15 protein-coding genes and 1 other annotated feature are annotated in these 14011 nt (G+C 34.0%); of the genes, 5 read left to right on the forward strand and 10 right to left on the reverse strand.

All coding sequences use genetic code 11. From position 1 onward, the window contains the following. Window positions 1–63 precede the first annotated feature (63 nt). Together ABID96_RS15570 and ABID96_RS15575 are read right to left on the reverse strand one after the other, a co-directional pair. Entirely contained in the window at window positions 64–1164 is a 1101-nt protein-coding gene (locus ABID96_RS15570; protein ID WP_192602817.1) for a prephenate dehydrogenase, read from the reverse strand. A gap of 40 nt (window positions 1165–1204) precedes the next feature. Then, entirely contained in the window at window positions 1205–2287 is a 1083-nt protein-coding gene (locus ABID96_RS15575; protein ID WP_192602818.1) for a bifunctional 3-deoxy-7-phosphoheptulonate synthase/chorismate mutase, read from the reverse strand. Between the two features lie 112 nt (window positions 2288–2399). Further along, window positions 2400–2630, reverse strand: a binding site (T-box leader). Window positions 2631–2888: 258 nt separating this feature from the next. On the opposite strand from ABID96_RS15575, the gene sigK reads away from it, so the two are divergent. Further along, window positions 2889–3608, forward strand: a complete 720-nt coding sequence (gene sigK / locus ABID96_RS15580) for an RNA polymerase sporulation sigma factor SigK (RefSeq protein WP_087998686.1) — start codon at window positions 2889–2891, stop codon at window positions 3606–3608. Window positions 3609–3630: 22 nt separating this feature from the next. On the opposite strand, the gene ABID96_RS15585 is transcribed toward sigK, so the two are convergent. Beyond that, on the reverse strand, window positions 3631–3864 hold the full coding sequence (locus tag ABID96_RS15585; RefSeq protein ID WP_192602819.1) for a YrhC family protein: 234 nt from the start codon (window positions 3862–3864) through the stop codon (window positions 3631–3633). 234 nt (window positions 3865–4098) lie between these two features. Between ABID96_RS15585 and ABID96_RS15590 the strand changes: the two genes are divergently transcribed. After that, window positions 4099–4392, forward strand: coding sequence for an RNA polymerase alpha subunit C-terminal domain-containing protein (locus ABID96_RS15590; RefSeq protein WP_192602820.1), 294 nt, complete (start codon window positions 4099–4101; stop codon window positions 4390–4392). A gap of 101 nt (window positions 4393–4493) precedes the next feature. On the opposite strand, the gene ABID96_RS15595 is transcribed toward ABID96_RS15590, so the two are convergent. Genes ABID96_RS15595 through ABID96_RS15605 form a run of 3 tightly spaced genes read right to left on the reverse strand, consistent with a single transcriptional unit; the run spans window position 4494 to window position 6877 of the window. After that, complete coding sequence (locus ABID96_RS15595; RefSeq protein WP_377896941.1) at window positions 4494–5138, reverse strand: TetR/AcrR family transcriptional regulator; 645 nt, start codon at window positions 5136–5138, stop codon at window positions 4494–4496. A 3-nt stretch (window positions 5139–5141) separates the two neighbouring features. After that, the gene (locus ABID96_RS15600; RefSeq protein ID WP_192602821.1) at window positions 5142–6158 is read right to left on the reverse strand and encodes an ABC transporter permease; all 1017 of its coding nucleotides are present in this window, start codon (window positions 6156–6158) and stop codon (window positions 5142–5144) included. Further along, the gene (locus tag ABID96_RS15605; RefSeq protein ID WP_192602822.1) at window positions 6155–6877 is read right to left on the reverse strand and encodes an ABC transporter ATP-binding protein; all 723 of its coding nucleotides are present in this window, start codon (window positions 6875–6877) and stop codon (window positions 6155–6157) included. Before ABID96_RS15605 ends, ABID96_RS15600 begins: the two co-directional genes overlap by 4 nt. Before the next feature lie 323 nt (window positions 6878–7200). On the opposite strand from ABID96_RS15605, the gene ABID96_RS15610 reads away from it, so the two are divergent. Further along, window positions 7201–7911, forward strand: coding sequence for a DUF421 domain-containing protein (locus ABID96_RS15610; protein WP_377897074.1), 711 nt, complete (start codon window positions 7201–7203; stop codon window positions 7909–7911). Between the two features lie 166 nt (window positions 7912–8077). Here the strand turns inward: ABID96_RS15610 and ABID96_RS15615 are convergent, their stop codons facing one another. Then, window positions 8078–9046: a helix-turn-helix transcriptional regulator gene (locus tag ABID96_RS15615; protein WP_377896943.1), complete on the reverse strand. Its 969-nt coding sequence runs from the start codon at window positions 9044–9046 to the stop codon at window positions 8078–8080. A gap of 168 nt (window positions 9047–9214) precedes the next feature. On the opposite strand from ABID96_RS15615, the gene ABID96_RS15620 reads away from it, so the two are divergent. Both ABID96_RS15620 and ABID96_RS15625 read left to right on the forward strand, forming a co-directional pair. After that, a complete protein-coding gene (locus ABID96_RS15620; RefSeq protein ID WP_192602825.1) occupies window positions 9215–9694 on the forward strand; it encodes a hypothetical protein in 480 nt (159 codons plus the stop codon). 198 nt (window positions 9695–9892) lie between these two features. Further along, the gene (locus ABID96_RS15625) at window positions 9893–10369 is read left to right on the forward strand and encodes a GyrI-like domain-containing protein (protein ID WP_192602826.1); all 477 of its coding nucleotides are present in this window, start codon (window positions 9893–9895) and stop codon (window positions 10367–10369) included. 272 nt (window positions 10370–10641) lie between these two features. Here the strand turns inward: ABID96_RS15625 and mtnN are convergent, their stop codons facing one another. The 3 genes from mtnN to ABID96_RS15640 all read right to left on the reverse strand — a co-directional run bounded on the left by mtnN (window position 10642) and on the right by ABID96_RS15640 (window position 13956). Next, window positions 10642–11334, reverse strand: a complete 693-nt coding sequence (mtnN, locus tag ABID96_RS15630; RefSeq protein WP_192602827.1) for a 5'-methylthioadenosine/S-adenosylhomocysteine nucleosidase — start codon at window positions 11332–11334, stop codon at window positions 10642–10644. A 194-nt stretch (window positions 11335–11528) separates the two neighbouring features. After that, a complete protein-coding gene (locus tag ABID96_RS15635; RefSeq protein WP_192602828.1) occupies window positions 11529–12128 on the reverse strand; it encodes a YrrS family protein in 600 nt (199 codons plus the stop codon). Window positions 12129–12195: 67 nt separating this feature from the next. Beyond that, window positions 12196–13956 carry a peptidoglycan D,D-transpeptidase FtsI family protein gene (locus ABID96_RS15640; RefSeq protein WP_192602829.1) on the reverse strand — a complete coding sequence of 587 codons (1761 nt, stop codon included), beginning with the start codon at window positions 13954–13956 and terminating at the stop codon, window positions 12196–12198. Window positions 13957–14011 lie beyond the last annotated feature (55 nt).

The raw sequence follows: 14011 nt of genomic DNA on the forward strand, positions 1-14011 counted from the left end.
ACTGACTATTCATTTTTATCTCTAAAAAAAAGCACTTCACCAATCTTGATGAAGTGCTTTCATTTAATTAACAATATATGTTTCATAACCGTTAACATTCAAAAAGTTTTTTGCTTTGTTTCGATCTTTTTCAGTTTGAAGACTAACTCTTAGTACGCCTGGTAAGCCTTCTCTTGATTCAATAATTCTTAAATTCGTGATACTGACTTGGTGAATTGATAATATTGTTGTGATATTGGATAACTCTCCAACACGGTCCATCACATCAACATATAAGTCAAAATAGCTTGGAATTGCTCCATTTGCTTTTGCTGGCATGTTATCACGAAAATCCTTTGATTCTTTAAAATAATTGAAGATTTCTTTATGTTCTTGTTGCTCAACTAAATGATACATTTCTTTCATATCTTCTATCCAGCTTGAGATGAGAGAGAGTAGCGTATCTTTATTTTGAATCACTATATCAGTCCACATTTTCGGACTACTTGATGCGATCCTCGTAATATCTCTAAACCCTCCAGCAGCAAGAGAAGTTGCTAATGGTTCAATTTTAGAATATTGTTGGACTTTCTTTACTAAGCTAGCAGCGATTAAATGAGGGAAATGACTGACAACCCCAGTTATGTTATCATGCGTTTTTTCATCTATGACAACAAAATGAGATCCTGTCCCCTTTAACCAATTTTTGAGTTCATCAATTTGATCCTTAGTAGTATGTTCATTAGGTGATAAAATATAGTATGCATTTTCAAATAAATGAACCTTTGCACTTTCAATTCCAGTTTTATGAGAACCAGCCATTGGATGTCCACCGATAAAGCAATAACCTTTATCAGTAAGAATCTTCGAATGCCTCATGATCTCACCTTTTGTACTACCTACATCCGTAATTATGACATCTTCTCTTAATTGATACTCACTCAAAATATGAATATATTTGATTGATTCCTCAACAGGACATGAAAAGATGATAAGATGTGCATCCTCGGCACATTCTTTCAGTTGGATCGAGGATGCATCTAATATTTTCATTCTCTTACCTATTTCTAACTGCGATTCATTCACATCAAAACCGATGATATTTACATCATGAACTTTTTTGATTGCGAGTGAGATTGAACCGCCAATTAGACCTGTGCCAATTAAGAGGACATTCTTTTTCACGCCCTCACCGCCCATCTTTCCTTAAATAGAATGTTGAAGCTTATGACTGAAGTTTTGCACGGAAATCTTTTAGCTCATGCATGAATTCTTCAAATTGAGGAATATTCATTTGTTGAGCTGAATCTGATAATGCTACCGCTGGATCAGGATGTACTTCAGCCATTACTGCATCTGCACCAATTGCTAAAGCTGCTTTTGCTGCTGGTAATAATAAATCTTTTCGACCAGTTGAGTGAGTAACATCAACGACAACAGGTAAATGTGTTTCTTTCTTTAAAATTGGAACTGCTGAGATGTCTAATGTATTACGAGTTGCTCTCTCGTAAGTTCTAATTCCTCGTTCACAAAGAATAATTTGATCATTTCCTTGAGAAATAATGTATTCTGCTGCATTAATAAATTCTTCAATCGTAGCAGATAAACCACGTTTTAATAATACTGGTTTATTTACTTGACCTACTGTACGTAGTAAATCAAAGTTTTGCATATTACGCGCACCAATTTGGATCACATCAACGTATTCTAATGCTCTTTCCACATCGTTTGGATTTAAAATTTCACTAATGACTGAAAGATCGAACTCATTAGCAACATCTCTTAAAATTTGTAAACCTTCGTATCCTAATCCTTGGAAGTCATATGGAGACGTTCTTGGTTTAAATGCTCCACCACGCATCATTGTTAGACCTTGTTGCTTCATTGCTTGCCCAACTGCACGTACCTGCTCATAACTTTCAACTGCACAAGGTCCCATAATAAATGATTGTGAGCCATCACCAATTAAATCGTTTTTCACTCTTACAATCGTATTTTCAGGTTTTTTCTTTCTTGAAACTAAAAGAGCTTTTCTGTGATCGTCTTCTTGTAATTCAAGACTTGCTTGGAAAATTGTTTTGAAAATATGTTGTAGTGTAGAAGTTTCAAATGGTCCATCGTTTACATTCGCAATCATATCTAGTACTTCACGTTCACGAACCGGATCAAAACGCTTGATACCATGCTTAATTTTTTGTTTACCAATTTCCTGTACGACTGTACCTCGCTCATTTAAAAGCTCAACAATTTTTAAATTAATTTCATCTACCTTGTCACGTAATTGAACCAATTCATTGTTTGTACTCATCTCTTTTTCCTCCTAAATTTTTCATTATTAGTTTTTTATATTGCCAATACAACTTCATAAAATTGAAGTAAGTATGTAAAAAATGAAAATAAAAAATCCCTACTGAATAAACAGTAGGGACGAATTAATAAAGTTCGCGGTACCACCCTAGTTGTGAACAAATATGTTCACCACCTTCGTTTTGTTAACGATCGATCATCGACCGTTTCTATTCTCATTTAAATAAGACATAGAAATTGCTCCAAGAATGTAATTCAGCATAGCTTTTGTACTGACTTCCAGCGACCGTCAGCTCTCTAAAACAGTGAAGTTATGCCTACTGTGCTCTTTTCATCACAACGTATTAAATTGTCAAAAAATTCTTCATAAAAGGTATTAATGAGGATTATATAGCACTGTTAAATGGACTGTCAATGCATATTTTTTTTAAGATATGTGATTTTTTTTAAAAAGATACATGTCCATTGAAATGGTAGCGCTTACTCTTTTCAACATTTTTTTTACAATCCTTACATTTTTTATATGGTACAGACACACAGACCACTTTCAACTCATAGATATATAAATAACAACTTACCTAACCTTCCTTAGGAGTGATTATATGCCTGGTTTATTTACCGCCTTAAGTCTTTTCTTAAAAGAAGTGTTTGTGTTTGTTTCGTATGTAAAAAACAATGCATTTCCACAGCCACTCTCACAAGCTGAAGAAACACTTTACTTAAATCGAATGGCTGAGGGTGATGGAGAAGCAAGAAATTTATTAATAGAACATAATTTAAGACTCGTGGCGCATATTGTGAAGAAATTTGAAAATACAGGTGAAGATGCCGAGGATTTGATTTCAATTGGAACCATTGGTCTTATTAAAGCAATCGAGAGCTTCGTTCAAGGTAAAGGAACGAAATTAGCAACCTATGCTGCTCGATGTATAGAAAACGAGATACTTATGCATTTAAGAGCTTTAAAGAAAACGAAAAAAGATGTCTCATTACATGACCCGATCGGCCAAGATAAAGAGGGAAATGAAATATCTCTACTCGACATACTAAAAACAGAAACAGAAGATGTTGTTGATCAAATTCAATTAAACATGGAGTTAGAAAAAATAAAACAATATATCAAAATTTTAGATGAACGAGAAAAAGATGTAATTATTCAAAGATTTGGTATCGATATGGATAAAGAGTTAACGCAACGTGAAATTGCCAAAAAATTAGGTATTTCTAGGAGTTATGTTTCAAGAATTGAAAAACGTGCATTAATGAAAATGTATCATGAATTTTTAAGAGCAGAGAAGGATAAGAAAAAGGATAAAAAATAACCACTGTGAAAACAGTGGTTTTTTATGCTTGTTCCTCTTTTTTCAATTTACGATAAAAATGATTGGATGTTAGGAAAAAGATAAGAGATAAAATAAGCATTCCGAACACAATACATTCTATTACAATAATTTTAGATTGGGATAAACCGTCCTTTGGTAGTAGAGTCCCGATATAGAAAAAAGTTGCCAATGCTGTGGTAATTGCACCGAATGTTTTAAAATCATTTACTTTTGCTTGTAGTTTTTTTAAGTTCACGTGATCTACACCTTCCCTTCTCAATGTCTAACTTACTATAACATAATTTATTCATACTTTGAGTAGGGAAATAGAGGAAAAGAAGGAAAATGAAAGGAAAAAGCCTATTTTTTATGTATACAAAACGAATGATAATTGCTGGATATTATACTGTTTGTGTTAAAATAAACTTATTAGATTGCATGGTAGATTTTTACATTATTAACAAGTAACGTGGATTAAGGAGATCTTAAAATGACAACTTCTGAAAAAAATTTAAGGGTTTGCAACAAAGGTCACAAATATTATAAAAGTACTGACTGCCCAACCTGTCCGACATGTGAACAGGAACGAAAACCTGAAAACGGATTTCTATCACTACTATCAGCACCCGCTAGACGTGCTTTAGAAAACAATGGTATTACTTCTTTGGAGAAACTATCAACTTATAGCGAAAAAGAAATTTTGAAATTTCACGGCATGGGCCCAGCTTCCTTACCTAAACTTAGAACTGCCTTATTGGAAGGCGGATTATCATTTAAAAGCTAATAAATGCAGTGAAAACTAAAAACCAACGAATAGAGAATCATTTCTCTTAAGCGTTGGTTTTTATTATTATTACTTCACCATATTTTTCTAAAGCAGAATCATTATTGTAAACCTTGTTTAATAAATTGTATCGTACGCTCAATTTCTAGGTTTTCATCCCAAATCGAAATATCTTTTAATGCAATTGTTGACACTACAAGCCCCATTACACTTGTAATGATTAAACGTAAAATCGTTTGGATTGGCAAATCTGCAATTTGACCTTTATCAATAAAGTATTGTAAAACTGTTTCAACTCTTGGATACATTTTTTCTTTAAATAGTTTTTTTAGTTCTTCTTGCATTTCTTGTTGAAATGGAATTTCCTGAATGATTATTTTGATGACAGCTGTATTCTTTTTCGCAAACTCCATTCGGTTAACAATTAACACTTTTAGAAAATCTTCGAACGTATCGTATTCCATATGAAATACCGCTTTTGAAAAACGATCCATCTCAAAAGGTGCAATCGTTTTGACAAGAGTTGGTTTAATAATACTTTTTAATAAATCTTTTTTTGTTTTGAAATAACGAAAAATTGTTCCTTCTGCAACATTTGCTTTTTTGGCAATTTCATTTGTTGAGGTACTAACAAAACCTTTTTCTGCAAAAATATCGATCGCTGCTTCAAGAATCTTTATTTCTTTTTCATTCATCTCTTGTAATTTTTCATGTGGTAGGAAATCTTCTAATTTAATGGGTAACACTCCTTATATTGAACGCTGTTTCTTTAAAGCAAAAATATTAATTACAATAAAGCATAGTGAAAATCCTAGTAAAATTGCAAGTTGCAAACCAATATCTGCTAATGATTGACCTTTTATCATAATAGCCCGTAATGCTTCTGCACCATATGTTAATGGTAAGATGCTACCGAATACCTTAAACCAGTCTGGTAAGAAAGCTGTAGAAAAAATACCAGAGAAAAGTATCTGAGGGACAACGATTACTGGAATAAATTGAACAACTTGAAACTCATTATTTGCATAAGCAGATAACAACATTCCAAGTGTAAGTGCGGTTAGTGATAGTAAAATGTTAACTACACACACTTCCCATGCATCACCTACATTATACATATCTAATACATTGATTGAAAAGATTGTTATGATCAGAGATTGGATTAATGCAAAAAATCCAAAACCAATTATATAACCAAAAACAATTTCCCAACGTTTTACCGGTGTTACAAGTAATCGTTCTAACGTTGTTGTTAAACGTTCACGTACAAATGAAATACCTGCTAAAATAAAAACAAATAAAAAAGAGAAAAAGCCGATAAAAATGGGTCCAATAGAATCAAAGGTCTCCATTTCATCACTACCATATATTGGGTCCATTACAAGTTCGAATTGTGATGGTGTAATTTCTTTAATCGTGTCTTGAATCGACGTAATGACAGCAGAAGTTCTAGCATTATCAGTTCCTTCAAACTGAACAATTATTTTTTCATTTTTAAATACAACTGCCCCATCAATTTCTTTATCTTTCAGTTGGTCTTTAATTTCCGACTCATCAACATCCACAATCTTAGCAAAATTTTTAAGTTCATTTTCAAAAATCTGTGGTGCATTAATTAGTGCCATTGTTGGTTTCGAATCGTCCTGTTTTAGAATATAAGAAAATAAAAATAATAAAACAATAGGCGCTACAAAAATCATTGCAAGTGAGCGTTTATCTTTCAAAAATTGTTTTATGATTCTTTTTGCGATTGCAAAGACTTTCATAAGCTCACCTCGTTTTTAAAATATAAATCTTCAATTTTTCCAGTTTCAGACTTTGAAATTAATCTTTCAGTCGTATCTAATGCAATTAACTCACCTTCACGTATTAAACCTATTCTTTCACATTTCTCAGCTTCTTCCATAATGTGCGTTGTAATAATAATCGTCGTTCCTTGCTCCTTCATATCCAAAAATTGCTTCCATATTTGTTTTCTTAAAACTGGATCAATTCCCACTGTTGGTTCATCCAGGATTAACAATGTTGGTTTATGGAGTATCGAAATTGCAAGTGAAAGCCTTTTCTTCATCCCACCTGAATAATGATTAACTTGCTTATTAAGTGCCTCTTCCAACCCAACAATTTCTGCTACTTCTTGAATTCTACTTTTTAATTCCTTGCCTTTTAAATTATAAAGCGAACCAAAGAAGCTTAAATTATCGTAACCAGTTAAATCTGCATACAATGCATCAGACTGTCCCATATAACCAATTTTGGTGAGGACAGTAAAATCGGGCATTTCTTTTCCATATACTAGCACCTCTCCTTTTGAACATTTATCAATACCAGCAATTAATTTAATTAATGTTGTCTTACCAGATCCAGATGGACCTAATATACCAAAAATCTCTCCTTCACCAATATTCATTGAAATATTCTTTATGACAGATTTCTTTCCAAAAAAACGATCAACTTCATGGATTCGTACAACTTCGCTCATCATCATCCTCCGTTCCAATTTAGTCCTTATATTATTATAGAATGAGTGAGTACTCACTATTATCATATTCGTCAAATAAGTTATCGTCAATAAAAAAGTGAGTACTCACTCAATATCCAACGAAATGGATATGTTTTTGATTTAAGTTAAACAAAGTCCACAATTTTGTGACCTTTGTTTTTTTAAGTAACCTAGTGTTACTGTGTTGCAAAATTAAGAAGCTATATTTCTGTTATTTAATTAAAAAAGTATAGGAATGGATGAACAGTAATTAGCTAATAGTAAAAATGCTAGATTAAAAAAATGTCCACAAGGTGATTATAATGATTGTGACTTTTGAAGTCATACTTAGAACTCTATCCGCTTTTGTTTTACTTAGTTGTATTGCACATATACTTGGAAAACAAACAATATCTCAAATGACATTTCATGACTATATTGCTTCAATTACGCTTGGATCTATTGTTGGAAATTTGACTTTTAATACTTCTATTCATTTCAGTAACTTTATTATTGCATTAGTAATTTTTAGCGCAATCATATTTATTGCCTCGTTAGTTTCATTGAAAAATAGAAACGCCAGAGCATTATTTAATGGAGAACCTACTGTTGTTATACAAGATGGAAAAGTCCTTGAGAAAAACTTGGAAAAATTAAAATTTACAATTGATTCTTTAAATCAATCCTTGAGGAGAAAAGATATATTCGATATTGATGAAGTAGAATACGCTATAATGGAGGCTAATGGTCAATTATCCGTATTAAAAAAACCTCCATATCGATATGTAACTAGAAAAGATTTGGATATCTCGACTCCACCACAATCAAGATTTCCTATTGAATTAATTATGGATGGTCAAATTATTACCAAAAATTTTACTCAACACCACTTAAAAAAAAGTTGGATTTTTACAGAATTAAAGCAACGGGAATTAACTTTAACTGATGTTTTTTATTGTGTTCAAGGAACAAATGGTCAACTGTATTTTGATTTGTACAAAGATCAAATAATTTCGCCAATAGATAAAGAATCATAATTGCAATTAATCTTGTTATATTCTTAGTCAATCTTCTGAACGTTCATCTAGACATAAAAAGGGCCTATCACAATAAACAATTTTGTTCATTGATGACAGGCCCTTCCACGTTTTAATTTACAATATTATTATTAATTGATAAAACTAATTCTATCTCATATAAAACTCAAGGAAATCTTAAATTTGCTAATCGCTCTTCCAAAATCACACGCAGCTCATCAGGAATCCTCTCAAAAACGACCCCTTTTCCTAAAAACAAAAGCCAATCGGCATAATACTCCAGCACCGCAACATCTGTTATATCCAATTGAGCATTGAAAATTCCACTCGACTGAAACATCCCAGTAAATGATAAAATAATCCCCGGCGGGTGCATACGCTTAAATCGCTGAATCCCGGTCGAATCAAGCTTTACAACAAGATTGGACTCACGTGCAAAAAGCAGTTTTTTATTTAAAATTTCTTGTTCAGACCACTTCATCTCCTGCTCGGAAATTGCCGAATCCCGCAGCATTTCAACAGGCAAATAACGAAACTCCTCCGAATCAAAATCATAAACCTCGACCAGCCACTGAGCGTTCGAGTTAAAAATATGCAACAAAAAAACGTCCATCAACTGCGGCCAGCCAGGAGTCAGCTCATAAGTTACACGCAAATGCTTATCCCGTACAGCAAGAGAAATCAGTTTGTTCAGCTCCGCAGGCGCAGCATCATCGAGCTCCAAAAGATTCGGATTAGCAGGATTTGTATTTTCAAAAAGCAAGATATTGTTCAGCTCAATTAGCTCGTCTTGTTGGGTTTGAGACGCGATGCCGATAAGTTTTTCAGTGATTGATCGGCGATTTTGCAGATAAGGCAGCTGTGAATTTTTCGAGGCGATAAAGCTGATAAACATCGCCTTTAGCTCATCTGGTGTAAAGCGGGTAGCAGGCAGATACTGATTTTGCAGAACAAAGTAGCCTCCACCTCGTCCAAACTCCGACGTCAGCGGAAATCCCATCGCTTGAATCTCGTTAATATCACGGATCGCCGTCGCGCGGGATATCTTGAACTCTCTCTGAATCTCGGCAATTGTAAAATGTGCACGATTATTTATGTAGCGCATGATTAAGTTTACTCGTTCTATTTTCTTCATATTTTTATTGTATCAAAAATGTATCAAATTAAATATCAGTAATGACAGTTCTGGGGAAAGGTTAATAAAACTTCATTCATTTGATTTCCGAAAAAGGTATCATTTTTTGATACATTTGGGAAATAGAATCAAACTTGTAAAGAATAAATCCACAAAGGAGAGAACAAAATGTCTAAATACTCAATCAAAACTATCTCAGAAAACTACAAAATGACTGCTTTCGGTGTTTCACTTGAAGACTACAACGACTGGGCAGGTAATGCAGCTAAAACTGCAGCGAAAAAAGCTGAAATTACTGAAAATGGTAAGCTAGCTGAACTTCTCGCGATAGCTGACGGGCAAGAATATCAAATCAACTACGTCATCGACCACAAGGCTTGGCGCGGTTTTGGCGTGATGGGTGAGTTCAACGTGGAAGGGGCGGTCGTACTCGATTTCCTCGCTGGCGATTACTTAGTCGTGCCTGGCACAGGCACAAATAAAGATCGCCTTGCTGACGAAATCACAGGCAAGGTTTTCAGCGGAATGCTGCAAGAAATCACAGACTACAAATACGTTGGACCAGGTAACTCAACATTCGTCAAAATTGGTGAAAACGGTGAATTCTACGGAGAAATGTGGCTTCGTGTAAAAAAAATCGAAGACTAAATCCTATCAAATTTGACAAACCCTAATTTTTATAATGAACTGAAACGCCCTTTGGGCAAAAGTCATTGATTCTGAGCAGAATACACTGTAAGCTTTAGGAGGTAAAGAAGGGTTTTTGCTTGATCAATTTGGGTTTCGTTGGTATTTTGTAGCGGAGCCCGACCACAGAAAATTAACCTGGAGAAAAGGAGTACTCATATGGCTAATTACACACTTGAACATAAAAAATCATTCACATTGACCGCTTATGGTTTTTCAATCCAGTCGAATTTCCAAGACATGAAAGCAATGCAAAAAGAAAAAACTGAGTTTTGGGGCATACTCAAGGCTGACGGACGTTTTGATAAGCTCAAAGACGCAGCAAAAGACGATAGAGAATGGTCAGTTAACGAAGTTTATCAAGGCAAACCGTGGAATTATTTTGCAGTAGAAGCTGGTAAATCAGTGGCTGACGCAACGCGCATCATCGAATTTCCAGAAGGTGAGTACATCGTGGTCGCAGGAAATGGCGACAAGGAAACTTTGTTTGATCAGCTAACATACCGTGCTTTTGGCGAAGTCTTAGCCCAAATCACTGACTATGCTTACGTTGGCGGGCCAAATGCGACTTATCGTAAAGATAACGGCGATGGCACTTTCTACGGCGAATTTTGGGTACCTGTCGTAAAAAAATAATAAGAAAAAACAGCAGACACAATTACGTGGCTGCTTGTTCTCTTAGTAAAAGGTGTAATTGAACCTTACTTGTCGACGCTATCCCTACTGATTCTCGAGTAACTCTTTTAGGAAGAGGTACTCGATGATGCTTATGTTAATCCCTTCGGTGCTCTGAAGGGATTTTTTTATAGCAATAATACTCTCTTTATCCTTCATCTTTAAAAAATAGATTTCGTTTTACCGTGTAAAAAAATAAAAGATGCTTTTTCAAAAAAGCATCTTTTCCAACATTATAGGGCTTTAATCATTTCTTCTACCATCAGAGTAGAATTTACTGCCGCAGTGTGAATAAATTGATCAAATGATATGCTTGATTCCTTACCAGCAATATCTGATAATGCACGAGTTACAACAAATGGTACCTTAAATGCATAACAAACTTGAGCAATAGCCGCTGCTTCCATTTCTACTGCATAAAGATCACCGAATTTTCCTTTTACAAACTCAACTCTTACAGGATCATTCATAAATGAATCACCAGTTACGATTAAACCTTCTACTACTTGGATTCCATTTACTTTTTCTGCACATTTTTTAGCAATTGCTTTTAATTTTTCGTCTGCTGGAAACGCTGCAGGCATTCCTGGAACTTGTCCGTACTCATAATTAAATGCTGTTACGTCAACATCATGATGACGAACTTCTGTTGAGATAACAACATCACCTACATTAAGATCAGTATGTAACCCACCAGCAGAACCAGTATTAATGACTACGTCTGGCTGATATTTTTCTAACAAAATAGCAGTTGCCATTGCAGCATTTACTTTACCAATACCTGATTTTAATAATACGACTTCTTTTCCTTCATATGTACCAACATTATATTCTGATCCAGCAACTTCTTCTTTTTTTAAGTTATCTAATTTATCACGTAATACGTGCACTTCTTCTTCCATTGCACCAATAATTGCTATTTTCACACTAAATCCCTACTTTCTATCAAACTTTTATCATTTTACCACACACATTCAAATCCTACACCTATATCGCATAGAAACAAGCAGAAGACTTGTTGAGAAATCTACTGCTTGATAAACTTTATTTTGTTCAAACCTTAACATGAAAGTATTGCTCAACATGAAAATGATTATTCGTAAATCTATAAAGAGTAGTATTAATAAGTTAATTCCTTCACTTCTTGCACTAGGATTGGCAGCCAACCTTCATTTTCTACCCAATGTAAATGCACAATATACTTATACGTAAGGTCTGTCGTTGCGACAAACATCTTTACACTTTGATCATCATATCCTCTTCCAAGATGCCATACTGAAAAATCTTTTTTCGTTAATGAAATCGCATTAGAAACGGCTTCTTCCATTTCATAGAAATCTTTAGATTGAAAACTGTATTGAACGATATGCTCACCGGTTTGTGAAGTGACAGTTGGATTCCATTCTTTCACAGTTGATTGAATGATATTTTCATCTTCAATTGAATTTTTTATGATTTCATTTACTTTATCTCTATATTTTGCTTGGTAAGGATTCGGTTCATCTGTTGCAATCAGTTTTGATTCCATAGCTGTGGTATTGTAATCTGCTATCGCTTGCTTCGGCTCGATTTTTTGTTGTTCAATAATGGGCATAGATATTTTTACGCCTAAATAAACGATACCAGTGATTAGCGGAACTAATAGAATACGGAAAAAATAATTTCCTCTACGTTCTTTTCTTAGCTTGCGAACCCTTCCATTCTTTTCTACTGATACCATTGACAAAATCCCCCAAAAACAACTAATTTTCCCTATTTTATCATAGAGTCAATTAATACTAAATAGTCTAATTTTTGTGAGTTTTGTCGTATTGATAGATAGATTTTACTAAATTTGTAACCGTATCTGATGTCGATGTAATTTCGTCTTTCACATTTAAGCTCACGACTGCAAAGGCATACCGTGGTTTTTCATATGGAAAATATCCTGCAAACCATTTATTCTGTTCCGTAATTTTGTCTTTCTCCTTTTTCGTTTCAGCAGTACCACTTTTTCCAGCGAGCGTATACGGTAGACTACTATATCTTCTTCCAGTCCCCTTTTCACTTGTGATAACACCGCGTAGCATTTCTCTCAGTTGCTGCATGGAATCCGGTGATAGATAATCATCTGTTAATGTTTGATTTTCAAATGCAAACATTTCTGTACCATTTTTATAAAGAACTGAATCGACGACTTTTACTTGCTTTGGTGATCCTCCCCGAGCGATAGTTGACATCATATTTGCAACAGCTAATGGTGTTACTTTTACATCCTTTTGACCAATCGAGGTATTTCTTAATCCCTCAAGTGGTTTACTTCCACCAAAGAAAGTTGAACTGCCTTCGTTTTGAAATTGACTAAAACTTGCTTCATGATACACAGATCCTGTCCAACCTACTGGACCATTCATCCCTAATTTATTTGCATACATTTCAAACATATCTTTATTTTTTAATGATAATTTCTGTCCTAAAAGTCCAAAAGTGTAATTACAGCTAGCATAAAAGCTTTCTTGAAAGGTTAAATTTCCTTTTCTTTTATCTTTATCTTTTTCATAATTTCCTCGTAGATCCTTATCACAGTTATACATTTGCTTATCTTGAACGATTCCTTGATCAATTGCCGCAGCAGCTACAACAGTTTTAAAGACAGATCCTGGAGTACTAGGCTGTAATGCAAAATTTGTAGCAGTGTTATCATTTTGAGAAAATAAGTTTTGATAGTTCATAGACGGTCTACTTGCCATAGCTAGTAATTTATTTGTTTTCACATCTATTAGAACAGCCGCTCCTTTTTGTAGCTTTGCTTGATTGACAGCTTGTTCTAGTATTTGTTGTAAGTCTTTATCTATAGTCGTTTTTAAAGAGACTGGATAGAAAGGATTACTAGGTTTTGCATACTTTACTTCATTTCCAAACATAGGTTTACCTAGATTATCAACATGAAGCATTAAATTAGATGTTCCATCTGACTTTAGAAAATCTTCAAATTGTGCTTCTAACCCGATTACACCAAACTCTTTTGGCTTATAATCACGGTCACTCTCATATTGTTTTTCATATTGTTCTTTATTTTCCCTTGCAATTCCTACTAAATGTTCAGCTAATTGTTGATCATCTTCATCTTGTGACAACATAGAAATTAATCCAGATACATGTAAATTATTGATTTGATCTATTTTTTCTGATGTTAATTCGTTCGAAATACCTTTCAATGTAAAAGGTTCTTTTTTCCCAATGAATTGGTTTTTAATATCATATTCAGAGACTCCAGTGATAGCAGACAATTTCTCAATTGGCCAATCTATGCTTTTTAAAAATGGAAACAATATTACTTTTGGTGTATATGCCGCACTTAGTAGCTTTCCATTTCGGTCCAAGATTTTTCCACGTCCATTATCAATTCGAAATTGAAATGTTCTTTGAGCCACACTACGCTCAATTAAATTAACATTACTTGGTCCAAAGTTTTTTTGATGTAGAACACCAATATCTAAACATCTATATAATAAAACAGAAAACAAAAATGAAAACAAAATGAGTACGGCTTTAATTCGTCTTTTCATAAAAAAAACACCTCATCTACATTGTAGACGGGGTGTCCTTATTTCAAACTATTAT

It is taken from the genome of Gottfriedia sp. OAE603, assembly GCF_040543965.1.
GTDB classification, from domain to species: Bacteria; Bacillota; Bacilli; order Bacillales; family Bacillaceae_G; genus Gottfriedia; species Gottfriedia solisilvae.